Annotated in this window: 24 protein-coding genes and 1 riboswitch; of the genes, 14 read left to right on the top strand and 10 right to left on the bottom strand. The window is 67.6% G+C overall.

Features of this window, described 5'->3' with window-relative positions:
* Positions 1 to 4 precede the first annotated feature (4 nt).
* On the top strand, positions 5 to 751 hold the full coding sequence (locus A7X65_RS36910; protein WP_063694324.1) for a cobalt-precorrin-6A reductase: 747 nt from the start codon (positions 5 to 7) through the stop codon (positions 749 to 751).
* Here the strand turns inward: A7X65_RS36910 and cobJ are convergent.
* From cobJ to A7X65_RS36945, 7 genes are read right to left on the bottom strand one after another with little or no spacing between them, the layout of a single operon-like run.
* Complete coding sequence (cobJ, locus tag A7X65_RS36915; protein WP_063694325.1) at positions 727 to 1,461, bottom strand: precorrin-3B C(17)-methyltransferase; 735 nt, start codon at positions 1,459 to 1,461, stop codon at positions 727 to 729. The two genes, A7X65_RS36910 and cobJ, sit on opposite strands and share 25 nt — an antisense overlap.
* A complete protein-coding gene (locus tag A7X65_RS36920) occupies positions 1,458 to 2,189 on the bottom strand; it encodes a precorrin-2 C(20)-methyltransferase (protein ID WP_063694326.1) in 732 nt (243 codons plus the stop codon). Before A7X65_RS36920 ends, cobJ begins: the two co-directional genes overlap by 4 nt.
* A gap of 2 nt (positions 2,190 to 2,191) precedes the next feature.
* Positions 2,192 to 2,821 carry a precorrin-8X methylmutase gene (locus tag A7X65_RS36925; RefSeq protein WP_063694327.1) on the bottom strand — a complete coding sequence of 210 codons (630 nt, stop codon included), beginning with the start codon at positions 2,819 to 2,821 and terminating at the stop codon, positions 2,192 to 2,194.
* The gene (gene cobG, locus A7X65_RS36930) at positions 2,821 to 3,984 is read right to left on the bottom strand and encodes a precorrin-3B synthase (protein ID WP_063694328.1); all 1,164 of its coding nucleotides are present in this window, start codon (positions 3,982 to 3,984) and stop codon (positions 2,821 to 2,823) included. The genes A7X65_RS36925 and cobG overlap by 1 nt, the downstream gene beginning before the upstream one ends.
* On the bottom strand, positions 3,981 to 7,226 hold the full coding sequence (gene cobN / locus A7X65_RS36935) for a cobaltochelatase subunit CobN (protein ID WP_063694329.1): 3,246 nt from the start codon (positions 7,224 to 7,226) through the stop codon (positions 3,981 to 3,983). Before cobN ends, cobG begins: the two co-directional genes overlap by 4 nt.
* A complete protein-coding gene (gene cobW, locus A7X65_RS36940; protein WP_063694330.1) occupies positions 7,226 to 8,260 on the bottom strand; it encodes a cobalamin biosynthesis protein CobW in 1,035 nt (344 codons plus the stop codon). The genes cobN and cobW overlap by 1 nt, the downstream gene beginning before the upstream one ends.
* Positions 8,257 to 8,631: a DUF1636 family protein gene (locus A7X65_RS36945; protein ID WP_063694331.1), complete on the bottom strand. Its 375-nt coding sequence runs from the start codon at positions 8,629 to 8,631 to the stop codon at positions 8,257 to 8,259. The genes cobW and A7X65_RS36945 overlap by 4 nt, the downstream gene beginning before the upstream one ends.
* A 95-nt stretch (positions 8,632 to 8,726) precedes the next feature.
* Positions 8,727 to 8,947, bottom strand: a riboswitch (cobalamin riboswitch).
* Positions 8,948 to 8,987: 40 nt separating this feature from the next.
* Here A7X65_RS36945 and cobO point away from each other — a divergent pair.
* Together cobO and A7X65_RS36955 are read left to right on the top strand one after the other, a co-directional pair.
* Positions 8,988 to 9,623: a cob(I)yrinic acid a,c-diamide adenosyltransferase gene (cobO, locus tag A7X65_RS36950; RefSeq protein WP_063694332.1), complete on the top strand. Its 636-nt coding sequence runs from the start codon at positions 8,988 to 8,990 to the stop codon at positions 9,621 to 9,623.
* Between the two features lie 5 nt (positions 9,624 to 9,628).
* A complete protein-coding gene (locus A7X65_RS36955; RefSeq protein WP_063694333.1) occupies positions 9,629 to 11,077 on the top strand; it encodes a cobyric acid synthase in 1,449 nt (482 codons plus the stop codon).
* Here the strand turns inward: A7X65_RS36955 and cobD are convergent.
* The gene (gene cobD, locus A7X65_RS36960) at positions 11,066 to 12,031 is read right to left on the bottom strand and encodes a threonine-phosphate decarboxylase CobD (protein ID WP_063694334.1); all 966 of its coding nucleotides are present in this window, start codon (positions 12,029 to 12,031) and stop codon (positions 11,066 to 11,068) included. The genes A7X65_RS36955 and cobD overlap by 12 nt on opposite strands.
* 11 nt (positions 12,032 to 12,042) lie before the next feature.
* Positions 12,043 to 12,996 carry an adenosylcobinamide-phosphate synthase CbiB gene (cbiB, locus tag A7X65_RS36965; protein WP_063694335.1) on the bottom strand — a complete coding sequence of 318 codons (954 nt, stop codon included), beginning with the start codon at positions 12,994 to 12,996 and terminating at the stop codon, positions 12,043 to 12,045.
* A gap of 121 nt (positions 12,997 to 13,117) precedes the next feature.
* On the opposite strand from cbiB, the gene cobU reads away from it, so the two are divergent.
* The 6 genes from cobU (at position 13,118) to A7X65_RS36995 (ending at position 19,901) form a co-directional block, all read left to right on the top strand.
* Positions 13,118 to 13,621 (top strand): bifunctional adenosylcobinamide kinase/adenosylcobinamide-phosphate guanylyltransferase, encoded by a 504-nt coding sequence (cobU, locus tag A7X65_RS36970; RefSeq protein WP_063694336.1) that lies wholly within the window; start codon positions 13,118 to 13,120, stop codon positions 13,619 to 13,621.
* Positions 13,618 to 14,400, top strand: coding sequence for an adenosylcobinamide-GDP ribazoletransferase (cobS, locus tag A7X65_RS36975; protein WP_063694337.1), 783 nt, complete (start codon positions 13,618 to 13,620; stop codon positions 14,398 to 14,400). Before cobU ends, cobS begins: the two co-directional genes overlap by 4 nt.
* 4 nt (positions 14,401 to 14,404) lie before the next feature.
* Complete coding sequence (gene bluB / locus A7X65_RS36980; RefSeq protein ID WP_063694338.1) at positions 14,405 to 15,037, top strand: 5,6-dimethylbenzimidazole synthase; 633 nt, start codon at positions 14,405 to 14,407, stop codon at positions 15,035 to 15,037.
* A 196-nt stretch (positions 15,038 to 15,233) separates the two neighbouring features.
* Entirely contained in the window at positions 15,234 to 16,277 is a 1,044-nt protein-coding gene (locus A7X65_RS36985) for an ABC transporter substrate-binding protein (RefSeq protein ID WP_063694339.1), read from the top strand.
* Positions 16,274 to 18,967, top strand: a complete 2,694-nt coding sequence (locus A7X65_RS36990; RefSeq protein ID WP_063694340.1) for a hybrid sensor histidine kinase/response regulator — start codon at positions 16,274 to 16,276, stop codon at positions 18,965 to 18,967. The genes A7X65_RS36985 and A7X65_RS36990 overlap by 4 nt, the downstream gene beginning before the upstream one ends.
* Before the next feature lie 55 nt (positions 18,968 to 19,022).
* On the top strand, positions 19,023 to 19,901 hold the full coding sequence (locus A7X65_RS36995; protein WP_063694341.1) for an alpha/beta fold hydrolase: 879 nt from the start codon (positions 19,023 to 19,025) through the stop codon (positions 19,899 to 19,901).
* 18 nt (positions 19,902 to 19,919) lie between these two features.
* On the opposite strand, the gene A7X65_RS37000 is transcribed toward A7X65_RS36995, so the two are convergent.
* Entirely contained in the window at positions 19,920 to 20,831 is a 912-nt protein-coding gene (locus A7X65_RS37000; RefSeq protein WP_063694342.1) for a LysR family transcriptional regulator, read from the bottom strand.
* Between the two features lie 130 nt (positions 20,832 to 20,961).
* Here A7X65_RS37000 and A7X65_RS37005 point away from each other — a divergent pair, with 130 nt between their 5' ends.
* From A7X65_RS37005 to A7X65_RS37025, 5 genes are all read left to right on the top strand, one after another.
* Positions 20,962 to 21,900, top strand: coding sequence for a ring-cleaving dioxygenase (locus A7X65_RS37005; RefSeq protein WP_063694343.1), 939 nt, complete (start codon positions 20,962 to 20,964; stop codon positions 21,898 to 21,900).
* Positions 21,897 to 22,517 carry an alpha/beta hydrolase gene (locus A7X65_RS37010; RefSeq protein ID WP_063694344.1) on the top strand — a complete coding sequence of 207 codons (621 nt, stop codon included), beginning with the start codon at positions 21,897 to 21,899 and terminating at the stop codon, positions 22,515 to 22,517. Before A7X65_RS37005 ends, A7X65_RS37010 begins: the two co-directional genes overlap by 4 nt.
* A 181-nt stretch (positions 22,518 to 22,698) precedes the next feature.
* Entirely contained in the window at positions 22,699 to 23,481 is a 783-nt protein-coding gene (locus A7X65_RS37015) for an IclR family transcriptional regulator (RefSeq protein ID WP_063694345.1), read from the top strand.
* Positions 23,478 to 24,353, top strand: a complete 876-nt coding sequence (locus A7X65_RS37020) for an ABC transporter permease (RefSeq protein ID WP_063694346.1) — start codon at positions 23,478 to 23,480, stop codon at positions 24,351 to 24,353. The genes A7X65_RS37015 and A7X65_RS37020 overlap by 4 nt, the downstream gene beginning before the upstream one ends.
* An 8-nt stretch (positions 24,354 to 24,361) precedes the next feature.
* Positions 24,362 to 25,222: an ABC transporter permease gene (locus A7X65_RS37025; protein WP_063694347.1), complete on the top strand. Its 861-nt coding sequence runs from the start codon at positions 24,362 to 24,364 to the stop codon at positions 25,220 to 25,222.
* The last annotated feature ends 28 nt before the right edge of the window (positions 25,223 to 25,250 follow it).

Below are 25,250 nucleotides of genomic sequence, written 5' to 3' on the forward strand. Positions count from 1 at the left end.
AGTCATGACGCGCGCCCTCATTCTGGGCGGAACGGCCGATGCGAGCCTGCTCGCAGCGGCGATCGCGCAAGCACATATCGACGCCGTGTATTCGTACGGCGGCCGCACCCGCGCGCCCGCCGACCAGCCGTTGCCGACGCGCATCGGCGGCTTTGGCGGCGTGAGCGGGCTTGCCGACTATATCAGGCGCGAAGGCATCACGCATGTCATCGACGCGACGCATCCCTTCGCTGCCGAGATGAGCCGCAATGCGGTCGCGGCGTGCGCCGAAGCCGGTACGCCGTTGATCGCGCTCGAACGCATGGCTTGGGAAAGAACGCAAGGCGACAACTGGATCGAGGTCGCGGACGTCAACGCGGCGGTCGCCGCGCTGCCTGCGACTTCCGCACGCGTGTTCCTTGCCATCGGCCGCCAGCACATCGCTCCGTTCGCCGGCAAACCGCAGCACACCTACACACTGCGCTTCGTCGATCCCCCCGAAGCGCCCCTGCCCTTTTCCGCGGACGTGATCGTGTCGCGCGGCCCGTTCATGCTCGAAGCTGAGCTGGAGATGATGCGCACGCGTGGCATCGGCTGGATCGTCGCCCGCAACTCCGGCGGCGACGGCGCGCGCGCCAAGATCGACGCGGCGCGCATTCTCGGCGTGCCCGTGATCATGATCTCGCGGCCAGAGCTGCCCGAGCGACCGCGGGTCGAGAGCGTCACCGACGTGATGCAGTGGCTCGGTCATTCGACCCGCCTCGGCGCATAGACCCAGCGGCCGACGCGCCGCGTCTGCGAATTGCCGACAATCACCAGCGTCCGCATGTCGGCCATTTCGGGCCGCGCCTCGTTCAGCGTCACGGTCTCGATCTTCTCGTCGGCTGCGCTGATCGCGCGCGCAAAGATCATGAGACGTTCGCCGCAGCCGGCTTCCTTCAGCAGCGCCAGCGCACGGCCAAAGCCCTCCGGGCGGCTTGCCGAGCGCGGGTTGTACAGCGCGATGGCGAAATCAGCTTCCGCCGCAAGGCGCAGGCGCTTCTCGATCACGGCCCAAGGCTTGAGATTGTCAGAGAGATTGATCGCACAGAAATCGTGGCCGAGCGGCGCGCCGGCGCGCGCGCTAGCTGCCAGCATCGCGGTGATGCCGGGCAGCACGCGGATCGGCAAGTCCCGATAGCGCGGCGCCTGCTCGAGCGCCTCGAACACGGCGGATGCCATCGCAAAGACGCCGGGATCGCCGGAAGAGACGACGACGACCTGCCCGCCTTCGGCGGCAAGCCGCAGGGCCTCGCTCGCGCGCCGCAGCTCTTCGCGGTTGTCGGACGGATGCAGCGTCAGGCCCGGCCGCGGCGGCACGCGCGAGACGTAAGGCGCATAGCCGAGGATGTCGGTCGCGGTCGCGAGCGCGGCGGTGACTTCGGGCGTCACCAGCGCTTCGCTGCCCGGGCCGAGGCCCGCGATGGTCAGCGTGCCCGTCATTCGGCGGCGTCCAGATGCCGGCCCTTGCCGTGCACGAGCACGATCGCAAAGTAAGGACAGTCGGCGGCGTCGATCTCGGCGAGCCGTACGACGCGTTCGCCCGGCATGGTGCCGCGCTCGACCAGCCAGGCGTCGTCGAGCCGGCCGGCGGATGCGAGCGCGCGGCGCACCTTCGCAAGATTGCGGCCGGTCTTCATCACGACGAGCGCATCGGAATCGCGCATGCGGCGCTCGAGCTCGTGCTCGGGAAGCGTGCCCATCAGCACCGTCGTCACGTCGTCGCCGAGCGCGATCGGCCGGCCGACGCCGTTCCAGCAGCCGACCATGCCGGGGATGCCCGCGATCACCTCGATTTCGACGCGGCCCTGTAGGCGCGTGTGCAGATGCATGAAGGATCCGTAGAAATAGGGATCGCCCTCGCAGAGCACGACGACATCGACGGCGCGCGAAAGCCGCGCCAGGCGCTCGGCCCATTCGTCATAGAAGCCGGCGAGCAGCTGCACGTATTCGGGGCTGTCGAAGGCAATCTCCGTCGTGACCGGATATTCCATGGGATATTCGGTCACGCCGGCCGCCAGCATGCCGTCGACGATGCGCCGCGCCTGACCCGGCCTACCCTTCTTGCGGAAATAGGCGACATGCGCGGCGCTGCGCACGGTGCGGTCGGCGCGCACGCTCATCAGATCGGGATCACCGGGGCCGAGACCGCAGCAGATGATGCGTCCCATCGCTATTCGCTCCGGCTCGCCAGCGCATTGACGGCTGCGACCGTGATCGCTGAGCCGCCGAGGCGGCCCTCAACCGTCAGCGCCGGTACCGGCGGATCGGCCATCAGCGCGGCCTTGGATTCGGCGGCGCCGACGAAGCCGACCGGACAGCCGATGATCGCCGCCGGCCGCGGGCAATCACGGTCCTCCAGCATGTTGAGGAGGTGGAACAGCGCCGTCGGCGCGTTTCCGATCGCGACGATCGCGCCGTCGAGATGCGGCCGCCACAATTCGAGCGCCGCGGCCGAGCGTGTGTTGCGCATGGACTGGGCGAGTGCGGGCACGGTGGGATCACCGAGCGTGCAGATCACGGCGTTCGCCGCGGGCAATCTGGCGCGCGTAATTCCTTCCGAGACCATGCGCGCATCGCACAGGATCGGGGCGCCCTTCTGCAACGCTGCGCGCGCAGCGGTCGCCATGCCCGGTGTGAAGCGGATATGCGCCTCGAGCCCCACCATGCCGGCGGCATGGATCATCCGCACCACGACCTGCTCTTCATCGGGCGCGAAGCGGGCAAGATCGGCCTCGGCGCGAATGGTCGCAAAGGACTGGCGGTAGATCGCTGCGCCATCGGTTTCGTAGACGTGCGGCATCAATGCCCTCCCAGCAGGATGGAGGGATTGCCGACGATGTCGTCGCGGTTCAGCCCGCGCAGGATCGGCTCGTCGCGGGTCGATCCGCCGCGGACGAGATCGAACCCCGCACCGGTCGCGACCAGCGTGATCGCGGCCGCGCCGGAATGCGCGCAGCCCTTGGCACAGCCGGAGACGTGCAGGCGTGCGGCCGCGCCGATGTTCGGCGCAAGCGCGGCGGCGAGAGCACGGGTGTCCGCGTGGGCCTCGCGACAGCGCGGCGCACCGCTGCAGGCGATGACGCGCAGCGCCGGGTCATAGGCCTCGGTGATGAGGCCGGCCGCGGACGGCATCGTCCGCTTGTCTTCGCTCAAGACCATCCGCCACGGCGTCATGCGCAGTGCATGTCCGCAACCGGCTAACTGGTTGAGCGTCCCGTGCGGCATCTGTCCGAAGGCCACGCCGACCATCGCGCCCTGCGGATAAAGGCCGGGACGCGCCGCCGCCATGACCGGCGCGGGTTCGGCTTCACCCCGCAACACCTCGGGCAATTCCGCGCCGGCCGCGAGATGCGCGGCCATGCGCCCTCGCCCGCCCCTGGCGCCACCCGAAGACACGAACCAGTCCGCGAGCGCGAGCGCAGTGGCGACGGCCTCGCCGCGCGCGACCAAACGGCCGCGCCTGGCACCATCGGCGCGCACCAGCAATGCTCCGGCACGATCGCGCTCGATCCGCACGTCGGCAGAATCGCCGGCGAGCACGCGCGAGCTGCCGTCGTCGATGGCAAAGCCGAACTTGGTCGGAAGCGCGAGCAGGCTGTTCTCGAGCGCCTCTTCGAGCTCGGCGGCCAGCGCCTGGGTCTCGTCACCCACGCGCCAGAACGGCGTCACCAGGATGTTGCGGCGGGATTCGGTATCGGCGTCGGGATCGAGCAACGCCAGTTGCGCCAGGCCATCGAGCAGCAGCCGATGGCTGTTTTCGCTGACGCCCCTGATCTGGAGATTGGCGCGGCTGGTGACGTCGATCAGGCCATTGCCATGACGTTCGGCGAGATGCGCCAGTCCGGAGACCTGCGCCGCATCGAGCCGCCCGCCGAACGGCCGCACGCGGACCACAAGCCCGTCGCCCGATTGCATCGGCCGGAGCGCGCCCGGGCACCAGCCCTTGACCATGACCGCGCTCATGAGGCCTCCCGCAACGCAGCCGCAATGGAATTGCGGCGGGTTCGCCAGAGTGAAGCCTCGTGCAGGCGGGTAAAGCATGTCTCCATCGCGGCAAGGGCCGCTGGATTTTCACGCGCCATGAAGGCGCGGACGTCGTCGTGGCCCAGCGTCGCGTCGTAATAGAGATCGAACAGATGCGGCGGCACGGCGCCGGCGAGATGCGCAAAGGCGGCCATGTGCTCCAGCGTCGCGGTGATCTCGGCCGCCCCGCGAAAACCGTGGCGCATCATGCCGGCGATCCAGGCCGGATTGGCTGCGCGCGCGCGGACGACACGGGAGATTTCCTCGGTCAGCGTGCGCGCATGCGGCTGCTCGGGGCGCGTCGTATCGAGGTGATAAAGCGATGGTCCGGCTGCAGCGAGATGGGCGGCCGCCGCCGCGACGCCGGCTTCGTGCGCGGCATAATCCGCAGCGAGCAGCAGATCGGTTTCGGGCAAGTCCTGGACGTGGACGAACGCGTCGGCGGCGGCGAGCCGCTGCTCGATGCCGGCGCGATCGGGCCTGATCTCGCCATCGGCGGAGAATGCCCAGGACGAGGCCGACAGCCAGGCTTCGCCGGCGGCGTCGCGCGTCTCTTGTGTGAAGGCATCGGGGATTGCCGAGAGGCCGACGCCGTATTGTCCGGGCCGCGGCGCGAACACGCGGGAGGCGCGGTGACGGTACGGGTTCTCCTCGCCTTCGTCCTCGCGCGAGGCGAGCGCCTGCGATCCAGTCTCGAACAATTGCGCAAGACCCGCGAAGACATCGCGGAACAGGCCCGATACCCGCAGCGTGACGTCGATACGGGGACGGCCGAGTTCGGCCGGCGCGACGATGTCGTAGCCGGTGACGCGGCCCGAAGCGTGATCCCAGCGCGGCGCAAGACCGGCGAGATGCAGCGCCATGGCGAACTCTTCGCCCGCGGTGCGCATCGTCGCCGAGCCCCAGAGGTCGACCACAAGACCCTTCGGCCAGTCGCCGTGATCCTGCAGATGGCGCCGCAGCAGCTCTTCGGCAAGCTTGATGCCTTGCGCATGCGCGGACGGCGTCGGCACCGCGCGCGGATCGACGGCAAAAAGATTGCGTCCCGTCGGCAGCACGTCCTGACGGCCGCGATAGGGCGAGCCCGACGGCCCCGGCGCGACGCGCTGCCCGGCGAGCGCAGCACGCAGCGCATCCCGCTCGGCGCTACCGCAGGTGCCGCGGCCGAACACGTGCAGGCCGTCGCCGAACTGGCTCTCCTTGAGGTCGCAGACGAAGCGGTCGATCCGCGGAATGGCCTCGGCGGGTGCAGCCGATGCATCGAGGCCGAGATCGTCTTCGAGCCCTGCGGCCCGCGCCTCGTCACGGATCGCGGCGATCAGTCGCTGCCGGCGCGCGGGATCGAGACCATCGGCGGTCGAATATTCGTCGAGGAGCCGCTCGAGCCGGCGCAGTCCTTCCGGCACGACGGAGCTTTCGAGCGGCGGCGGGAGATGGCCGATCGTCACCGCGCCGATCCGACGCTTGGCCTGCGCGGCCTCGCCGGGATCGTTGACGATGAAAGGATAGATGACCGGGAGATGGCCGATCAGCGCCTCCGGCCAGCACGCGGACGACAGCGCCACGGACTTGCCGGGCAGCCATTCCAGCGTGCCGTGTGCACCCATGTGCACGAGGGCATCGTAGCACTGCTCACGTAGCCAGAGATAGAACGCGACATAGGCATGGCGCGGCGTGCGGCCGAGATCGTGGTAGTCGGCATCGCGCGCCACCGCATCGCCGCGCTCCGGCTGGACCGCGACGATCGATTGGCCGCAAGCGACGGCCGCGAATTGGAATGCGCCATCGCGGCAGCTGGGATCACTCTCCGGCGCGCCCCAGGCTTGCGCGAGGTCATCCTGCAAGGATTGCGGCAACCGCGCGAGCGCCGCGCGGTAGTCGGCGACGCTCCAGGTGAGTTGCCGGTTCAGCAGCGTTTCGCCGAGCGCATGGACCGGCTCGACATCGAAGCCGGTTTCCGCGAGATCGGATATCAAGGCCTCGACCGACGCCAGCGCATCCAGCCCGACCGCATGCGCGATCTGGTGCGGGCGGCCCGGATAGTTCGAGAGCACGATCGCCAGCCGCTTCTCGGCAACCGGCTTCTCCGCAAGTCGCCGCCAGGCGGCCACGCGCGCTGCGACGGCGTTCACGCGATCCTCATCTGGCCTGTGCGCCAGATGCGAGAACTGCAGATCGGGATCGCGCTCTGCCGCCGACTTGAAGCTCACCACGCCTGTGAACACGCGGCCATCGACCTCGGGCAGCACCACATGCATCGCGAGGTCGCCGGGCGACAGGCCGCGCAGCGAGTCCGCCCAATCCTCGCGCCGCGCCGACGAAAGTGCGACCTGGAAGACCGGACATGACGCGGCATCGAACGGCGTGGTGCCGTCTTCGCCCATCGCAGAAAATGCCGTCGCATTGACGATGGCGGCCGGTGCATTCAGCGCAAGCCAGTCCCGCAGCCAGCCCGCAACGCCCGGGCCCTTCAGCGAGGTGACGAACGCGCCATACGCATCAAAGCCCTTCTCGCGCAGCGCGGCGATCAGGGCATCGACCGGGCCGGTATCCGCGGCCGTGAGATAGGAGCGATAGAACGTCACGAGCGCGAGCGGCTTCGCTCCGCCCGCCGGCGCAGCAATGACACCGCGCGCGGGATCATAAAAGCCCATCTCGGGCACGCTCGTCTCGCCGACGACCGGACCTGCATAGAGCCCGGAGGCCAACGCAAGCTGCGCGATCGCCGCTTGCGCCGCGACCGGGCCGCCGGTGTCACAGAGCACCTTGAGCCGGCGCAGCGTCGAAACCGGCAGGGTCGAGTATGCATCGAGCCTGACGTCGTCGCGGCCATCGGCGGGCAGCACGGCCAGCACGATATTGCGATCCTTCGCGAGCTGCTGCAGAGCCGCGAGCCCGTACGGCCAGTAGGATTCGCCGCCGATCAGCCGCACCAGAATGCCGCGCGCCTGCGACAGCGTGCGCTCGACATAGGTATCGACCGAGAGCGGATGACGCAGCTCCGCGAGATTGGCGAGCCGCAGCGACGGCAGGCTGCGCCGCCCGCGCCGCCAGCCGGCCGCAAACGCGGCAAGGTCGGAATCCGAATACGAGAGCACCACGAGATCGGCCGGGTCCTGGCCGATGTCTCTTGGCGTCGCGGTCTCCTCGAGACCGCGGCTCTCGCGGAAGACGACGTGCATCAGACTCCCAATCCCGCCTTGATCGCAGCCTCGTCGATATCGCCGTGCTCGCCGATCACGACGAGCTTTGACTGCCTGTTGCCCGCGCCCCAGGGCTTGTCGAACTGGTGACGCACGCGCTCGCCGACCGCCTGCAGCAGCAGCCGCATCGGCTTGCCGGCGACGGCAATGTAACCTTTGGCGCGCAGCACGTTCTGCTCGCGCGCCAGCTTCTGCACCGATGCAACGAGTGCATCGACATCCGCCACCTCAGGAAGATCGATCACGACGGAGGCGAAATCGTCGTGCTCGTGCTCCTCCTCGCCATCATGGTGCGAGGGACGCGCGGCAAGATCGTTCTCGGCGGCTGCTCCAAGGCCGAGGATGACGCGCGCATCGATTGCGCCGTCGGTCACGGGCAGCATCGGCACGCGGCGCGGCATCTCGGCGGTGATCACGGCCTTGGCGGCTTCGATGCCAGCGCTGCCGGCAAGGTCGGCCTTGGTCAAGAGCACGATGTCGGCGCAGGCGATCTGATCCTCGAACACTTCCGACAGCGGCGTCTCGTGGTCGAGATTCTCGTCCGCGGCGCGCTGCGCTTCGACCGCATCCGGATCGGGCGCAAAGCGGCCGGCCGCGACGGCTTCGGCATCGGCGAGCGCGATCACGCCATCGACCGTGATGCGAGAGCGGATCTCCGGCCAGTCGAACGCCTTCAGCAGCGGCTTCGGCAGTGCCAGCCCCGAGGTCTCGATCAGGATGTGATCGGGCCGCACCGGGCGCGCCAGCAATTGCTCCATGGTCGGAATGAAATCGTCGGCCACCGTGCAGCAGATGCAGCCATTGGCGAGCTCGACGATGTTCTCCTCCGGGCAATTGGCGTCAGCGCAGGACTTCAGGATTTCGCCATCGACACCTTCGCTGCCGAACTCGTTGACGAGCACCGCGAGCTTCTTGCCGTTGGGATTGCTGAGCAGATGCTGGATCAGCGTCGTCTTGCCGGAACCGAGAAAGCCGGTGACCACAGTGACGGGTACTTTTGCGAGCGAGTTCATTCGGCGGCCTCGGGAATGACGGTAAGGGGAGGAATGCGGGCAAGCGACTGCTTGCGGAAGATTTCGGGACGGCTGCGCCAGGGCACGATTCCATCAGGCGCGGCCGCGTAGGCCGCGGCGCCCGCGACGACGTCCTGCGCATTGGCGTCCGACAGGCGGCCATAGACATAAGACCAGCGGCCGGACGCGCTGAGCGCGACCGAGCAGCCCTGGCTGCATGCAGACAGGCATTCCACGGGAACCACGTTGACGCCCTCGGGCACGCCGGCCTCGAGGATCGCGCCATGCAGCCGCTTGCCGGGCGTGGTCTCGCCCTCGCCGAGCGTCTGGCCGGCGCGGCAGGTAATACAGACGTGAAGTGTGACGGTCATCGCCTCTTCCAGGATAGTCAGCGGGCGGCGATGAGGCGCACGGACCCTGACTTGAGAGGCCGTTTCCCCGTCGCGGAACACCCCGTCCGCCGGTCCAAAACTCGTCCGCGCTGGCAGGTCTCCCGGCTTGCGGAGCAGGGTTTTGGCCCTTCGATCCCCGCCTTCCCGATCCCGTGAGGGGTCAGTGGCTTCGGGCATCTCTCCGGTCACGGTCGCGGGGGCGGCTGCGTTTTGAACCCAAATCTTGCCGATTCGGACCCTATCGCATTCCCTCTTCGCCTGTCATAGGACAGGAACCAGCGCCGGGCCACCATTTGCCCCCGGCCGCCTCTTGTCAAGCCGAAGGACCGGGACCGATGACGCCTGAACCGGATACCCAAACAGCCGAGGAAATCGACGCCCGGCACGCCCAGAAAATGGCGAAGAAGAAGGCCGCCCGCGACAAGATCATGGCGACCAAGAGCGGCGAAAAGGGCCTCATCATCGTCCACACCGGCGCCGGCAAGGGCAAGTCCTCCTCGGCCTTCGGCATGATCGTGCGCTGCGTCGCCCACGGCTTCCCCTGCGCGGTCGTGCAGTTCATCAAGGGCGCCTGGGATACCGGCGAGCGGCGCCTGCTCACCGGGCATTTCGGCGACCTCTGCCAGTTCCACGCGATGGGCGAAGGCTTCACCTGGGAGACGCAGGACCGCGCCCGCGACATCGCCGCCGCACGCGCCGGCTGGGAGAAGGCCAAGGAGCTGATTCTCGACGAGAACCTGCGCATGGTCGTGCTCGACGAGATCAACATCGCGCTGCGCTACGACTATCTCGACATCGCCGAAGTGGTCGAATTCCTGACAACGCAGAAGCCTGCGATGACGCATGTCGTGCTCACCGGCCGCAACGCCAAGGACGAGCTGATCGAGATCGCCGATCTCGTCACCGAGATGACGCTGGTGAAGCACCCGTTCCGCTCCGGCATCAAGGCGCAGGCCGGCGTCGAGTTCTGATTGCGATGACGCGCGCGCTGATGATCCAGGGGGCCGGCTCGGACGTCGGCAAGTCGCTCATCGTCGCCGGCCTTGCGCGCGCCTTCACGCGCCGCGGCCTGCGTATACTCCCCTTCAAGCCACAGAACATGTCGAACAACGCCGCCGTCACCGTCGATGGCGGCGAGATCGGGCGTGCGCAGGCGTTGCAGGCGCTGGCCGCCGGCGTCGAGCCGCACACCGACATGAACCCGGTGCTGCTCAAGCCTGAGACCGATGTGGGCGCGCAAGTCGTCGTGCATGGAAAGCGCATCACGACCGCGCGGGCGCGCGAATATGCGGCCATGAAACCGTCGCTGATGGGCGCGGTGCTGGAGAGTTTCGAACGGCTGAAGGCGCGCGCCGACCTGGTGCTGGTCGAAGGCGCCGGCAGTCCGGCCGAGGTCAACCTGCGCAAGTCCGACATCGCCAATATGGGCTTTGCCCGCAAGGCCGATGTGCCGGTCGTGCTGGTCGGCGACATCGATCGCGGCGGTGTCATCGCGCAGCTCGTGGGCATCAAAACGGTAATCGACCCTGATGATGCCGCGATGATCCAGGGGTTCGTCATCAACAAGTTCCGCGGCGATCCCACGCTGTTCGACGACGGTTACAAGCTGATCGCGGAGAAGACCGCATGGCGCGGCCTCGGCGTGCTGCCGTGGTTTGCGCGCGCCGGCGAGCTGCCGGCCGAGGATGCGCTGGGCCTGAGCGATGCGCGCAAGCCGGGCCAGTGCAAGATCGCTTGCCTCGCGCTGTCGCGGATCGCGAATTTCGACGATCTCGATCCGCTCAAGCTAGAGCCCGGCGTGGATCTCGTGATGGTGCGTCCGGGTGAAGCGATCCCCGGCGACGTCCGCCTCGTCATCATTCCCGGCTCGAAATCCACCCGCGGCGATCTTGCCTTCCTGCGCGCGCAGGGCTGGGACATCGATCTGCTCGCGCATCACCGCCGCGGCGGCCATGTGCTCGGCCTCTGCGGCGGCTATCAGATGTTGGGCCGCAGCGTTGCCGATCCTGACGGCATCGAAGGCCCCGCAGGCGACACGCCGGGGCTCGGACTACTGGATGTCGAGACGGTGATGAGCCCGCAAAAAACGCTGACGCGCGTTGCGGCCGTGCATGCCGCCACCGATCAGCCGATCGAGGCCTACGAAATCCACATCGGCCGCACCGACGGACCGGATCGTCGCCGGCCGTTCGCAACGTTGAACGGCGAAGCGGAAGGCGCGATCTCCGGCGATGGCCGCGTGCAGGGCAGCTATCTGCACGGCCTGTTCACGTCGGACGATTTTCGCAGGGCCTATCTCGCGAAGCTCGATGTCCCCGCAGGCGAGGAGCCGTATCACGCCCGGGTCGAAAGCGCGCTCGAGGCCCTCGCCGACCACATCGAGACGCATCTCGACGTCGAAGGCCTGCTGGCGCTAGCGCGCTAGGACCTCGGCGAGGCGCGACCATTCGGCTTCGCTGCCGGGAAGCCCGAGCCGCAGCCATGTCGGTTTTTGCGCAAACACGCGCGACCAGATCTGGCCACGCGCCAGCCTCTCCTGCGCGGCAAGCGCGTCAGGCGTCTCGTAGAGACGGAACAGCGGCGTGCCGCCGATGAGCGTCCAGTCCTGCGCGCGCGCCATGTCATCGAGGCGGGCACAATCGCGAGCCAGCCGCGCCGACGTCGCCTCGCCCCATGCATCGTCACGCAATGCGCGGCAGCCGATCGCGATCGCCGCGCCCGAGACCGGCCAGGGCCCGACCGCCGCCGCGAGCTTGCCGATGTCGGCGGCATGGCCGATCACGAAGCCTAGCCGGAGGCCGGCAAGACCATAAAACTTTCCGAACGAGCGCAGGATCAGCAGCCCCGGCCGATCGGCTTCAGGTGCGAGCGATAGCTGCGGAACGGCATCGGCAAAGCTTTCGTCGATCACGAGACGGCCGACGCGCGGCAGCAGCGCCAGCAAATCCCTTGGCGCAAAACACCGACCATCGGGATTGTTGGGATTGACGACGATGGCGATATCCGCGCCTGCCAGCGCGTCGGGCTCCCCGACCTCCTGAACATCCCAGCCGGCAGCCGACAGAACGCCGGCATATTCATTGTAGGTCGGCGCGAGGATGCGGGCCCGGCCCGGCGGCGCGAGTTGTGGCAGGAGTTGAATGGCGGCCTGCGCGCCGCCCATCGCGACCATCGCAGCGCTCGTGCGATAGGCATGCCGCGCCGCCTGATGCAGCGCCTCGATCTCGGCAGGCGGCGGCAACGCGGTCCACGCACGCATGCTCAAATCGCCGACGGGATAAGGCACCCGGTTGATCCCGGTCGACAAATCGATCCAGTCGTCCGTCCGCCCGCCAAACCGCTGCTGGGCCAGATCGAGATTTCCACCGTGCTCGCGCATGCCCCGTTCTTTCACGCGAAGGCGAGGATCGCAAGCAGGCCGGCGAGCAGTAGCATGGCGCGGCGGTAGACCGCCAAACCCTCGCCGATGTCGGCGGCCAGCGGATCGCGCACGCCGCCGTTAAGCCAGGGCTCGTTCGTGACGCTGCCGTGGTAGATGCGGGGGCCGCTGAGGCGGACGCCAAGCGCACCGGCCATCGCCGCTTCCGGCCAGCCGGCGTTGGGCGAACGGTGGCGGCGCGCATCGCGCGTCATGCATGACAGCGCCTCGGCTCGCCTCGGTGCCAGCAGCACGAACAGAAACCCGGTCAGGCGTGCCGGAATGAAGTTGGCGACATCGTCGATGCGCGCCGCGGCCCAGCCGAACGCCTCGTGACGCGCGCTGCGATGGCCGATCATGGAATCCAGCGTGTTGATCGCCTTGTAGCCCAGTATCCCAGGCAGGCCGAACAGCGCGCCCCAGAACACCGGCGCGACGATCCCGTCGGACGCATTCTCGGCGAGGCTCTCGATCGCCGCGCGCGCGATGCCGGCCTCGTCGAGCGCCGCGGGATCGCGTCCGACGATGCGCGCGACCGCCTCGCGGGCCGCGGTGATGTCGCCGGCCAGCAGCGGCGTTGCGACGGCGGCGACGTGATCATGCAGCGAGCGCAGCGCGACCAGCGGCCAGGCCAGAACGCCGGCCAGCACGATCTGCACCCATCCCCAAGGAAACAAGGCCTGAAGCAAGTTCTGAATCACCCAGCCGATCGCTACGGAGAGTGCGATCACCAGAACTGCGCCGGCGATGCCGGCAGCGCGGCGGAGCGCCGGCGGATCGGACTCGCGATTCCAGGCGGCATCGATGGCACCGATCGCCCGTCCAAGCCAGGTCACGGGATGGCCGATGCGCGCGAACAGCCATGACGGCCAGCCCAGAAGGGCATCCACCGCCATCGCCACCACCATCGCGCCCGCAAAGCCCAAACCCGCCTCCTGTCCCGCCCCTGTTGCGCAAAGCGGGGGGCGAGCGCAAGCCCCTGCCTGCCTGATTTCGGCTTTGTCTTTGACCGCGTTTGGTGATTAGTCAGGCCCACAGGAGACTTTGATGGCCGTCATCTTGATCACCGGCGGAGCGCGATCGGGCAAGAGCAAGCGTGCGGAGATGCGCACGCGCGCCTTTCCCGGGCAGCCCGTCTACGTCGCGACGGCCGAGGCGCTGGATGGGGAAATGGAGGCGCGCATCGCCAAGCATCGCGCGCGCCGCGGAACCGACTGGATCGAGCGCGAAGTGCCGCTCGATCTCGTCGGCGCGCTCGTCGCAAGCGACGGCGGCGGCGCGCGGCTGGTGGATTGCCTGACGCTCTGGCTCTCCAACCTGATGCATGCCGGGCGCGACTGGGAGCGCGAAGTGAACGCATTGGCTGCCGCCCTGCCCCGCCTCAACAGCCCGGTTGTCCTCGTCACCAACGAAGTCGGCCTCGGCATCGTGCCCGACAATGCGCTGGCGCGCCTCTATCGCGACGCCGCGGGGATCATGAACCAGACGATTGCCGAGTGCGCCGACGAGGTCGAGTTCGTCGTCGCCGGCCTGCCGATGAAACTGAAATGATGCCGCGCGCGGAGCTTCTCAAGGACATCGTCGCCGATCTCAGGATGGCGGCATCGTTCGTCACGATCCTTCCCGTCGCATCGTCGAAGCCCGCCGCCGACGGCACCGTTGCGCGCGCGACCTGGGCCCTGCCCATCGCTGGCCTTCTGGTCGGCCTTGCCGGCGCGTTCGTCTACAAGGTCGCCATCCGCTTTGGACTGGCGCCGAACCTTGCCGCCCTCCTCGCGCTCGCGACGACGGCCCTCATCACGGGCGCGCTGCACGAGGACGGCCTTGCCGACACCGCCGACGGGCTCGGCGGCGGCCGCACGCGCGAGCGCAAGCTCGAGATCATGCGCGACAGCCGGATCGGCACATACGGCGTGTGCGCGCTGATCCTGTCGTTCGGCCTGCGCTGGAGCGCGCTCGCGACGATCTCCAGTCCTTTGGCCGTCACGTTCGCGCTGTGCGCCGCGCATGCTGCTGCACGCGCGGGCGTGCCGGCCTTCATGTCGCTGGTGCCGCCGGCGCGGCCCAACGGGCTGTCGGCGAGCGCAGGTGTGCCGCCCGGCCGCAGCATCGCGATCGCCTTCGCGGTTGGAACGCTCGTGCTTGCCCTGGCGTTGGGGCCGGGCAAGGCGCTGGTCGGCCTGACCCTGCTCTCGCTCGCCGGACTGATGCTGGCGCGTCTCGCCATCCGCCAGATCGGCGGGCAGACCGGCGACATTCTCGGCGCCTTCGAGCAGGTCGGCGAAATCCTGATCCTGCTGGTCGCCGCAGCCTTCCAGATGGGACGCTGATCTCATGGTCGAGTTCGACGACACCTTCCGCCGGCACCTTCACGAGCTGTTCGTGTGGCGCCGCGACGTGCGCCGTTTTCGCAGTGATCCGCTGCCGGAAGGCGCCATCGACCGCCTGATCGAGACCGCCTGCCTGTCGCCCTCGGTCGGCCTCAGCCAGCCCTGGCGCTTCGTCGTCGTTGACGATGCCGCGCGCCGCCGCGCCGTGGTCGAGGATTTCAGGGCGTGCAATGCCGATGCGCTCGATTGCTATTCCGGCGAACGCGCGGCGCGCTATGCCACGCTCAAACTGTCGGGCCTCGAACAGGCCCCCGGACATCTCGCCGTGTTCGCGGACAAGGCCAGCGACATCGGCCACGGCCTCGGCCGCGCCACCATGCCGGAGACGACGGAATATTCCGTGGTCGCCGCGATCACCGCGATGTGGCTCGCCGCGCGCGCGGACGGCATCGGCCTTGGCTGGGTCTCGATCCTGAACCCCGATCGCATCCACGCCATTCTCGACGTGCCCGCCAGCTGGAAGTTCATCGCCTATCTCTGCGTCGGTTATCCGGAAGCCGAATGCGACAGGCCGGAGCTCGAGCAGGCGAAATGGGAGCACCGGCGCGGCGCGGACGAATTCACGCTGCGGCGCTAGTGGGCAACGCCGCACGGTGTCACGAAGCGTCACAGAAGAGACAAAGCCCGAAGCACACGACGCCCTGCCCGCGTAAAATTACGGTACCGGGCTGCCATGGCTGCGAATGAGCATTCATAAGCCTGCTTTCATCAATTGTGGTTGCTAGCCTTTCAGGATATGCACAGCGGCAGGGACAACTTTTGCGAAACATTTCATGATTGAGCGGCCCGCTTCTGCCCGCGCTGCGCCGGCGGTCGCCCGCCGCGATTTCCTTCGCCTTGCAGGGACAACTGCTGCGGGCTTCCTTGCGCTCGGCGCAACGGGCGATCGCATCCGGATCGTCGGCTCGCTGACGGCATTGTCGCTCGACGACGAACTGACCAAACGAAGCATGACCGAAGCCGCGACCACGCGGCTTGGCGGTCTCGTCGCGGGACTAAGGCAGCGCGGCTGGGTCGAAGGGGTCAATTTCCGCTTAGAGCTCCGCTCGAGCTTCGGCGGGCCCGACAAGCTGAAGAGCGCCGTGCAGGAGCTCGTCGATCTCAAGCCGGACGTCATCCTGACCGGCTCGACCGGCGAAACCGCGGCCGTGCTCGCGGCCACCAAGACGATCCCGATCGTCTTCGCGACCGCCAACGATCCCGTCGGCAACGGCTTCGTCGCGAGCCTCGCGCATCCCGGCGGCAACGTCACGGGCTTCACCAGCAGCACTCCCGAGATGGGCGGCAAATGGCTTCAGCTCATCAAGGAGACCGTGCCTGACATCCGGCGCGTCGGCGTGCTGTTCAATCCGGCGACGACGCCTCGCGCCGGGCGCTACTATCTCGACTCGCTCGAGCAGGAGGCCGCTTCATCCGGCGTGGAAGTGGTCCTCACGCCCGTCGGCAAGGCGGGAGAGGTCGACGAGGCGATCGGCCGTTTTGCCGAGCCGCCCAAGGCAGCGATGATCTCGCTCGTCGACAGCTTCCTGGTGGTGAACCGCCAGGCCATCATCGCGGCCACGGCGAAGTATCGCGTCCCGATGATCTATCCATTTCACTATTTCATGGATGCGGGCGGACTGATGAGCTACGGGCCGACGCTCGAGGTGCGCTCGGCCGACTATGTCGATCTGATCCTGCGCGGCACCAAGGCCGGTGATCTGCCGGTGCAATCGCCGCGCAAATACGAGCTTCTGATCAACCGCACGGTCGCACGATCGCTCGGACTGACGATTCCGTTCACGCTGCTCGCGCGCGCCGACGAGATCCGCGAGTGAACGAGGCGGCCGACCAGGGACATTTGCGGACGCCCCCCGGCCGGCTGTTCCGGAAATATCTCTACTCGATCGTCGCGCTCGCCTTTGCCGCCCTCGCCATCAACACCGGCTTCGACGTCTGGTTCTCCTATCGTGAGCAGAAGCAGCTGCTCGCGGCCACCCAGCGCGAGCAGGCCGCGAGCGCAGCGATCCAGATCGGCCAGTTCGTCGGCCAGATCGAGAGCCAGATCAGATGGCTCTCGCGCCTGCCTCCGGAGCTCTCGACCAACGAAGACGATCGCCTGAACGCCATCCGCCTGCTGCGGCTCTCGCCCGCCATCGCCGAGATCACCGAGCTCGACGCGCAGGGCCGCGAGCAGGTGCGGGTGTCGCGCCGCGTCGCGGACAGGGTCGGCAGCAAGACCGACCATTCCGCCTCGTCTGCCTTCCGCGGCGCCAATGAACGCCGCGCCTATTACGGGCCGGTCTACTTCTTCGGCGACACCGAGCCGTTCATGACGATCGCCACGCGCGGCACCGGCCGCGAGCCAAATGTCGTCGTCGCCGAAGTCAATCTGCGCTTCATCTGGGATCTCGTCGCCGGGATCAGGGTCGGCAACACCGGCAAGGCCTATGTGGTCGACCGCATGGGAGTCCTGATCGCGCATCCGGATCTGTGGCCGGCGCTGCAACGAAGCGATCTCTCGGGGCATGCGGACGTGCGCGCCGCGCTCGACGGCGTGGGCCCGCCGTCGGGCGGCCTCGTCAAGGAGGACCTGTCGGGTCAGCGCGTGCTCTCGACCTATGCGACGGTGCCCTCGCTCGGCTGGCTGGTGTTCGTCGAGCTGCCGCTTACCGAAGCCTACGCGCCGATCTATGCCTCGATCGGACGTTCCACGTTTCTCCTGGTCGTGCTCCTTGCCGGTGCGGTGCTGGTCTCGCTCTTCCTCAGCCGGCGCATGACCGTGCCGATCCAGATGCTGACGCAGGGCGCAAAGCGCATCGGCAGCGGCGATCTCGGCCAGCGGCTCGCGATCAAGACCGGCGACGAGCTCGAGGCACTCGGCGACCAGTTCAACCTGATGGCCGCTCACCTGCGCGACTCCTACGCGACGCTCGAGCGCAAGGTCACCGAACGGACCTCGGAGCTGGAGAAGGCGCGCGATCAGGCCCTCGCCGAGCACGATGCCGCCGAGCGCGCCCGCAGCATTGCCGTGCAGGCCAACGAAACCAAGTCGCGCTTTCTCGCGGTCGTCAGCCACGAGCTGCGCACGCCGCTGAACGGCGTCATGGGCGTGCTGCAGCTGCTCGACGACGGCAGCCTCAGCGAGCCCCAGCGCCGCCACCTCGCGACCGCGGCGGCATCGGGCGAAACGCTGATCGCACTGGTCGACGCGATCCTGGAATATGCGCGCCTCGAGGCCAGCACCGAGGCGCTGGAGACGCGCGACTTCCGCCTTGACCAGCTGATCGAGACCGCCGCCGACCTGATGCGTCCGCAGGCCTTCGGCAAGGGCCTCTCCTTCGACCTCGCCTGCGATGCAACGGTCAACGCGTCGGTGCACGGCGATCCCGTCAGGCTCAACCGCATCCTGCTCAATTTGATCGGCAATGCCATCAAATTCACCCCGCGCGGCGGGATCGGCCTGAACGCGACAGCCGAGCCGCATGACGATCACGTTCTCCTGCGCATCACGGTCCGCGATACCGGCATCGGCATCGCGCCCGACATGCATGAACGCATCTTCGAAGATTTCGTGCAAGCCGACGACAGCATCGCGCGGCGGTTCGGCGGCACCGGCCTCGGCCTTGCCATTGCACGGCGCCTCACGCGTCTGATGCGCGGTGAGCTGCGGGTGGAAAGCACACCAGGCCAAGGCAGCACCTTCACGCTGGAAGTGCCGCTCGGCCGCGCCGCGAGCGGCATCGCGCAAGGCGCGCTGCCGCCGCCGTCGCGGCAGCTTCGCGTGCTGCTGGTCGACGACGATCCCGTCAATCGCGAGGTCGGCGAAGCCATTCTGAACCGGCTCGGCCATCGCCCCACCCTCGCCGGCAACGGCGCCTCCGCCGTCGCCCTCGCCCGCGATCAGGCCTTCGATGTCATCCTGATGGACCTTCACATGCCCGACATGGACGGCGTCGAAGCGGCCTTGCGGATCGGCAAGCTCGATCTGCCGAAGAAGCCGCGCATCATCGCCGTGACCGCCGACGTGTCCAGCCGCGCCCGCGAGCGGCTCACCGGCGCGGGCATCGCCAAGGTCGTCAGCAAGCCGATCCTGATCAATGCGCTGCGCGAAGCGCTCGAGGACACAAAGGACGAGCCGGCCGCCGCCCAGCTCGCCACAGGCGCGCTGATCGACCGGCATTTCCTCGACGACCAGAAGGAACTGCTCGGCCCCACGCAAATCGCCAAGCTCCACGATCTGCTGCAGGAAACCAGCGACAGACTGATCGAGGACATCGCCAAGGCCGCCGCGGTCGGCGATCACAAGCAGCTCGCGCGCCTGACACATCAGCTCGGCAGTGCCGCCGGCGCGCTGGGCCTCGTGCGCCTGTTCGAGCGCTGCCGCGAGGTGGAGCTGGCAGCGCCCTCGATGTCGCCAGCCGAGCACCAGAGCGCCGCACGCGAACTCGCCGCACTCCAGAAGGCCTCGATGAGCGCGCTGGATGAGTTGCTCCGGCCGGAAGAGCAGGGTACGGACACGCACTGACGTTCAGGACGATAAGGGGGCGCCCGTGCGCGCAATATATCTCGCCATTCTGCTCATGCTGCTTGTGCCTGCCGCCCGCGCCGAGGAGTCGTTCCCTTCCACCTTCAAAGCGAAAACCATCCCGGCCAACGGCGCGCAGATCCATGTCCGTGTCGGCGGCAAAGGGCCGGCCGTCATCCTGATCCACGGCTTCGGCGACACCGGCGACATGTGGGCAAAGCTCGGCGCCGACCTTGCGCGCGATCACACCGTCGTTGTGCCTGACCTGCGCGGCATGGGCCTCTCGGACAAGCCCGACAAGGGCTACGACAAATGGGGTCAGGCCGCGGACATGCGCGCGGTCCTGCAGTCGCTCGGCATCGACAAGGCAGTCGTCATCGGACACGACATCGGCACCATGGTGGCCTACGCCTATGCGGCCCGGTACCGCGACCTCACCGAGAAGCTCGTCGTCATGGATGCCCCGGTGCCCGGCGTGCCGCCGTGGGACGAAGTCGTCCGCAGCCCGCTGCTGTGGCATTTCGATCTCGGAGGCCCCGACATGGAGCGGCTGGTCAAGGGCCGCGAGCGCATCTATCTCGACCGCTTCTGGAATGATTTCGCCGGTGCGCCCTCGAAGATCACGGAGGCGACGCGCCGACATTACGCGGAGATCTATGCTAGCCCCGGCGCCATGCGCGCTGCATTCGCCCAGTTCAGGGCGATCCGCACCGACGCGGAGGACAACAAGAAGGCGATCGCGACAAAGCTGACCATTCCCGTGCTGGCAGTCGGCGGTGAGAAGTCGTTCGGCAAGATGGAAGCCGTCGTGATGCGCAACGCCGCGACTGACGTTACCGAGGTCGTCATTCCGGACGCCGGACACTGGTTGATGGAGGAGCAACCAGAGGCAACCGTGAAGGCAGTGCGCCAGTTTCTCGACGGCAAGAAATAGGACGACGATCCGGACGGATCACGTCCTCTGGCTTGATGCCTCCTCCTCCCGCCCAAACCGCTCCACCAGAAAATCGATGAACAGCCGCACCTTCACCGACAGGTGCCGCGTCGGCGGATAGACAGCGTAGAGCGCGAGCGGCGGCGCGGAATAATTGTCCAGCACCGTCCGCAGCTCGCCTTTCCGTAGCGCGTCGGTCGCGATGAACTCCGGCAGCAGCGCGAGCCCCCTGCCCTTGATCGCGACGTCGCGCAGCACCTCGGCATTGTTGACGCAGAGCGACCAGGCCGGCTGGATCCAGTGATCGCCGTCCGCGCCGGTGAGCTTCCATTGGTTGCCGGTGAGCAGGAAGCCGTAGGTCAGCGAGGTGTGCTCGCGCAGATCCTGCGGATGCCTAGGCGTGCCGTGGCGCGCGAGGTAATCCGGCGAGGCGCAGATCATGCGTGCCACCGGCATGATTTTTCGCGCGATCAGGCTGGAGGATTCCAGTTCCGCGATCCGCAACGTCACGTCAAAGCCGTCCTGGACGGGATCGAGCAGATCGTCGCTGAGCACGATCTGGAGCTGAAGCTCACCATAGCGCGCCATGAAGTCGGCGAGGACGGGACCCAGCCGCATCGTGCCGAACGACATCGGCGCGTTGACGCGGAGCAGTCCCCGCGGCGCCGACTGGGCCTGCGTCACCGCCTGGTCCGCCGCTTCGATCTCCGAGAGGATCACGATCGCGCGCTCGAAATAGCGCTGGCCGTTCTCGGTCGGGCTGGCGTGCCGCGTGGTCCGGTTCAGGAGCTGAACGCCGAGGCTCTCCTCAAGGTCGGCGATGTATTTGCTGATCGCCGAGCGCGACAGCCGCAACTGGCGGCCCGCCTCGGCAAAGCTGCCGCTTTCGACCACCTTCACGAAGGCCCGGAGGCTGGCGACCTTATCCAAGGCCCGGCCCGCCCGATTGTTTCCAAATCGTAGACATAGCCGTCATATTTGCATGGATTGTCTCCAATCCAAAGCGGAACGATATTTCCGGCCAGAGAGCAAGACCGCTCCCCGCATTTGGAGGACGACAATGTCTGGACTGCACCACGTCACCGCGATCGCCGGCGACCCCATCCGCAATTTCGGCTTTTACACCCGGGATCTGGGCCTGCGCTTCGTCAAGAAGACCGTCAATTTCGACGATCCCGGCACCTATCACTTCTATTATGGCGACGAGACCGGCCGCCCCGGCACCATCCTGACCTTCTTCCCCTGGGCAGGTGTCGGTCCCGGCCGACGCGGCGTCGGCGAAACCCACCAGACCGCCTTCCGTGTGCCGCAGCGTTCGCTCGGCTACTGGACGCAGCGCTTCACCGAGAAGGGCATCGCCTATGAAGCGCTCGAGAAGCGCTTCGGCGAATCCGTGCTGCCGTTCACCGATCCCGACGGCATGGCGCTGGCACTCGTCGGCGTCCCCGGCGCCGAGAACGAGCCGGGCTGGAGCAATGGCGACGTACCGGCCGAGCACGCGATCCGCGGCTTCCATGGCGTGACCCTGCTGCTCGACAGCGCCGCGAAGACCGCCGCCGTGCTCACCGACGTGTTCGGCTTCAAGGAGACCGGCCGCGAGGGCTCGGTGATCCGCTTCAAGGCCCCGGGCGATGCCGAAGGCAGCGTCGTCGACATCTACGAGGCCAAGGGATTCTTGCGCGGGCATCAGGGTGGCGGCTCCGTCCATCACATCGCCTTCCGCGCGGCAGATGACGCCGAGCAGGGTCAGATGGCTCAGAAGCTCGTCGCCAATCACGGCCTGCATCCGACCGAGCAGAGGGATCGCAACTACTTCCGCTCGATCTACTTCCGCGAACCCGGCGGCGTGCTGTTCGAGATCGCAACCGACATCCCCGGCTTCGCCGTCGACGAGCCCGTCGCGACGCTGGGACGTGACCTGAAGCTGCCGAGCTTCCTCGAGCAGCATCGCAAGCAGATCGAGGACGTTCTGCCGAGCTTGGAAGAGACCGCATCATGACCGACTTTATCCATCGCTTCGAGCCCGCGACCAGCGCGGGCTCCCCACCGCTCCTGCTGCTGCACGGCACCGGCGGCGACGAGAACGACCTGCTCGGGCTCGGCAAGATGATCTCGCCCGGCTCCGCCCTGCTCTCGCCGCGCGGCCGCGTGCTCGAACACGGCATGCCGCGCTTCTTCCGCCGTCTCGCCGAAGGCGTGTTCGACGAGGACGACGTGCGCCTCCGGGCGCTCGAGCTCGGCGACTTCGTCTCCGATGCGCGAAAGCAATACGGCATCGCGGCGCCGGTTGCGGTCGGCTTCTCCAACGGCGCAAACATCGCGGCGGCGTTGCTGCTGCTGCGGCCGGACGTGCTCGCAGGTGCGGCGCTGCTGCGCGCCATGGTGCCGCTGTCGGATCCGCCCAAGGCGGAGCTTGGCGGCAAGCCGGTGCTGCTGCTGTCCGGGCAGGCTGATCCGATCGTGCCGGCGAGCAATTCGGCGCGGCTCGCGGCGCTGCTGTCGCAAGCCGCCGCCAGCGTAACGCACAAGGTCCTGCCCGTCGGCCATCAACTGTCGCAGGCCGACGTAACGCTCGCCCGCGGCTGGATCGGCAACGTCGTCGCCGAAGCGGCCTGATCCCAACAGGCGGCGCACCCTCTCGGCCGGTGCGCCGCCTCCCCACGCCAACACGCGACCTTCCGCCACAGCTGCGCAATCGGGCGCCAGCCTGCGCGAAATTTCCGCTTGCCCGTTCCCGCGCCAGGCTTAGAATTTGGGACAAGGTTCCGAAATATGGAACTACCTTGGACCCGCATTCATGAGCGCTCTCACCAACGCGATCGAGATCCTCCGCTGCTTCTCCAGCGCGCGGCCGGACCTGTCGTTCGCGGATGTGATGGCGCTCACCGGCAAGCCGAAGAGCTCGACCTCGCGACTCCTGCGCTCGCTGCGCGACTGCGGCCTGCTCGAGCAGGATCCGCACACGCGCCGCTACCGGCCGGGGCTTCTTACGTTCGAGCTCGGCCGGCTTCACCGCGCCCATGACGATCTCATCAGCATGGCCGAGCGCGAGCTGCGCGAGGTCTGCGCGCGCACCGGGCACACCGGCTACATCGCCGTGCTCGACGGGTACGAGCAGGTGGTGCTGAGAATAGTACCGGGCTCCAATCCCCTGCGCGTCGTCAATCCGCCGGGCCAGCGCACGCCGGCGCTTGCGACCTCGAACGGCCGCGCCATGCTGGCACGTCTCTCCGACGAGGACATCCGCGCACGCGTCCCCGCGGCCTACCCCAAGCTGCCGCGCAACTCGCCGCAGAGCTTCAGGCAGCTGATGACGCGCCTCGACGAGATCCGCCGCACCGGCGTATCGGAGGCGGCCGACGAATCGATCGAGGGCGTCGGCTCGCAAGGCTTTGCGCTGAAGAGCGGCGAGACCGGCGAGATGATCGGGATCGCGGTGTCCTATTCCGTGCAGGCGACCACTGCAGCCGAGCGCGCCAATGTCCGGCGCGAGCTTGCGGCGATGGCCGCCAAGCTCCGCCGGATGACCGGCGATACGTCCGACCAGGACGCCGCGCGCATCCAGACGGGGACACGATGAACAGCACCGCCGCCACACGCCCCAACGGACTTGCGCTCTTCATTCTTCCGAGCGCCTTGCTGTTTGCGCTATTCTTCTTCCTGCCGATCGGGCTGATGGCGGTGATGAGCGTGCTCACCGGCAACCCGGTGGTGATGCCGAAGGTCGCGTTCACCACGCGTCATTACGTCCGCATGATCGGCGATCCCTTCTATCTCGAGGTGATCTGGACCACGGTCCGGATCGGGCTCGTGACCACGCTGGTCGCGCTCGCGATCGGCTATCCGCTGGCGCACTGGATGGCGCGGATCAAGAGCCGCACCGGTCACGCATTGCTGCTGATGGCCGTTCTCGCACCGATGCTGACCGGCATCGTGGTGCGCACCTTCGCCTGGATGACACTGCTGTCCGACAAGGGCGTGGTCAACGAGACCCTGATGTCGCTCGGCCTCATCTCCCAGCCGCTCAAGCTGATGTACACCGAGACCGGCATCGTGGTCGGGCTCGTCCACATCTACGTCCCCTTCATGGTGCTCACGCTCACCGGCGTGATCGGCCGCATCGACGAGCGGCTGGAGCAGGCCGCAGAAAATCTCGGTGCAAGCCCCTTGCGCGCCTTCCTCGAAGTGACGCTGCCGCTCAGCCTGCCCGGCATCCTCGCCGGCTCGCTTCTCGTGTTCGCGCTGGCGATCAGCGCCTATGTCACGCCGATCCTGCTCGGCGGCTTCCAGATCATGACGCTGCCGATCCTGATCTACCAGCAGATCTCGGCGAACTTCAACGTCGGCTTCGCCGCCGCGCTCGGCATCGTGCTGCTCGTGATCTCGCTGCTGCTCGTCGTCGCCTATAACCGCGCACTCGGCCTCGTCTCCGGCCAGCGCGAATTGCAGTGAGGCCAACGATGCAAACCACAGCCTCACCCTCACTCCCTGCGGCACAGCAGACGGCGTCCGTGCGCGCGCCGGGACCCGCGCGGCCTTATGGCCGCTACCTCTACCTCGCGATCAACATCGCCATCCTGGTCTTCCTGCTGGCGCCGATCGCGATCGTGGTCGTGTTCGCGCTGAACCCGACGCCGTTCATTCAATTTCCGCCGGTCGGCGTGTCCTTGCGCTGGTTTGAGAAGTTCTTCGCCTCGCGCGACTTCATGCACGCGCTCGGCTTCAGCCTCGAAGTCGCCGTGCTCACCACGCTGTCGGCAACTGCGCTGGGCGCCTCCGCGGCACTGGCGCTCGCGCGCGGCAATCTGCCCGGCGCGCGGCTGATCGTGGCGACCATGCTCTCGCCCCTGATGTTGCCGGCGATCCTCACCGGACTTGCGCTGTTCCAGACCTATGTGCTGCTCGACGTGGGCCGGCCGACCTGGGGCCTCGTTGCCGGCCACACGCTGGTGACGCTGCCTTACGTGGTGCGCACCACCCTCGCGGTGCTTCACAACTTCGACCTGCGCCTCGAGGAAGCCGCACAAAATCTCGGCGCGAGCCCCGTGCGCACCTTCTTCGAGGTGACGTTGCCGCTGATCAAGCCCGGCGTGCTCGCAGGTGCGATCTTCGCCTTCATCGTCTCGTTCGACCAGTTCCCGGTGTCGCTGTTCCTGGTCTCGCCCGGCAACGAGACGCTGCCGGTCACGCTGTTCAACTATCTCAAGTTCGATCTGGACGGCACCATCGGCGCCGCCTCGGTGGTCTCGATCGTGCTCGCCTTTGTCGTCGTCATCGGGCTCGACCGCACCGTCGGCCTGCGCTCCTACGTCAAATTGTAACCGCTCATTGTAACCTCAGGGATTCGAG

It is taken from the genome of Bradyrhizobium stylosanthis (assembly GCF_001641335.1).
Classification (GTDB): domain Bacteria; phylum Pseudomonadota; class Alphaproteobacteria; order Rhizobiales; family Xanthobacteraceae; genus Bradyrhizobium; species Bradyrhizobium stylosanthis.

Bases quoted from the DNA above. Each gene is read 5' to 3' on its own strand.
- A7X65_RS36910 (WP_063694324.1), top strand. From the start codon at position 5: ATGACGCGCGCCCTCATTCTGGGCGGAACGGCCGATGCGAGCCTGCTC.
- cobJ (WP_063694325.1), bottom strand. From the start codon at position 1,461: ATGACGGGCACGCTGACCATCGCGGGCCTCGGCCCGGGCAGCGAAGCG.
- A7X65_RS36920 (WP_063694326.1), bottom strand. From the start codon at position 2,189: ATGGGACGCATCATCTGCTGCGGTCTCGGCCCCGGTGATCCCGATCTG.
- A7X65_RS36925 (WP_063694327.1), bottom strand. From the start codon at position 2,821: ATGCCGCACGTCTACGAAACCGATGGCGCAGCGATCTACCGCCAGTCC.
- cobG (WP_063694328.1), bottom strand. From the start codon at position 3,984: ATGAGCGCGGTCATGGTCAAGGGCTGGTGCCCGGGCGCGCTCCGGCCG.
- cobN (WP_063694329.1), bottom strand. From the start codon at position 7,226: ATGCACGTCGTCTTCCGCGAGAGCCGCGGTCTCGAGGAGACCGCGACG.
- cobW (WP_063694330.1), bottom strand. From the start codon at position 8,260: ATGAACTCGCTCGCAAAAGTACCCGTCACTGTGGTCACCGGCTTTCTC.
- A7X65_RS36945 (WP_063694331.1), bottom strand. From the start codon at position 8,631: ATGACCGTCACACTTCACGTCTGTATTACCTGCCGCGCCGGCCAGACG.
- cobO (WP_063694332.1), top strand. From the start codon at position 8,988: ATGACGCCTGAACCGGATACCCAAACAGCCGAGGAAATCGACGCCCGG.
- A7X65_RS36955 (WP_063694333.1), top strand. From the start codon at position 9,629: ATGACGCGCGCGCTGATGATCCAGGGGGCCGGCTCGGACGTCGGCAAG.
- cobD (WP_063694334.1), bottom strand. From the start codon at position 12,031: ATGCGCGAGCACGGTGGAAATCTCGATCTGGCCCAGCAGCGGTTTGGC.
- cobU (WP_063694336.1), top strand. From the start codon at position 13,118: ATGGCCGTCATCTTGATCACCGGCGGAGCGCGATCGGGCAAGAGCAAG.
- cobS (WP_063694337.1), top strand. From the start codon at position 13,618: ATGATGCCGCGCGCGGAGCTTCTCAAGGACATCGTCGCCGATCTCAGG.
- bluB (WP_063694338.1), top strand. From the start codon at position 14,405: ATGGTCGAGTTCGACGACACCTTCCGCCGGCACCTTCACGAGCTGTTC.
- A7X65_RS36985 (WP_063694339.1), top strand. From the start codon at position 15,234: ATGATTGAGCGGCCCGCTTCTGCCCGCGCTGCGCCGGCGGTCGCCCGC.
- A7X65_RS36995 (WP_063694341.1), top strand. From the start codon at position 19,023: ATGCTGCTTGTGCCTGCCGCCCGCGCCGAGGAGTCGTTCCCTTCCACC.
- A7X65_RS37005 (WP_063694343.1), top strand. From the start codon at position 20,962: ATGTCTGGACTGCACCACGTCACCGCGATCGCCGGCGACCCCATCCGC.
- A7X65_RS37010 (WP_063694344.1), top strand. From the start codon at position 21,897: ATGACCGACTTTATCCATCGCTTCGAGCCCGCGACCAGCGCGGGCTCC.
- A7X65_RS37015 (WP_063694345.1), top strand. From the start codon at position 22,699: ATGAGCGCTCTCACCAACGCGATCGAGATCCTCCGCTGCTTCTCCAGC.
- A7X65_RS37020 (WP_063694346.1), top strand. From the start codon at position 23,478: ATGAACAGCACCGCCGCCACACGCCCCAACGGACTTGCGCTCTTCATT.
- A7X65_RS37025 (WP_063694347.1), top strand. From the start codon at position 24,362: ATGCAAACCACAGCCTCACCCTCACTCCCTGCGGCACAGCAGACGGCG.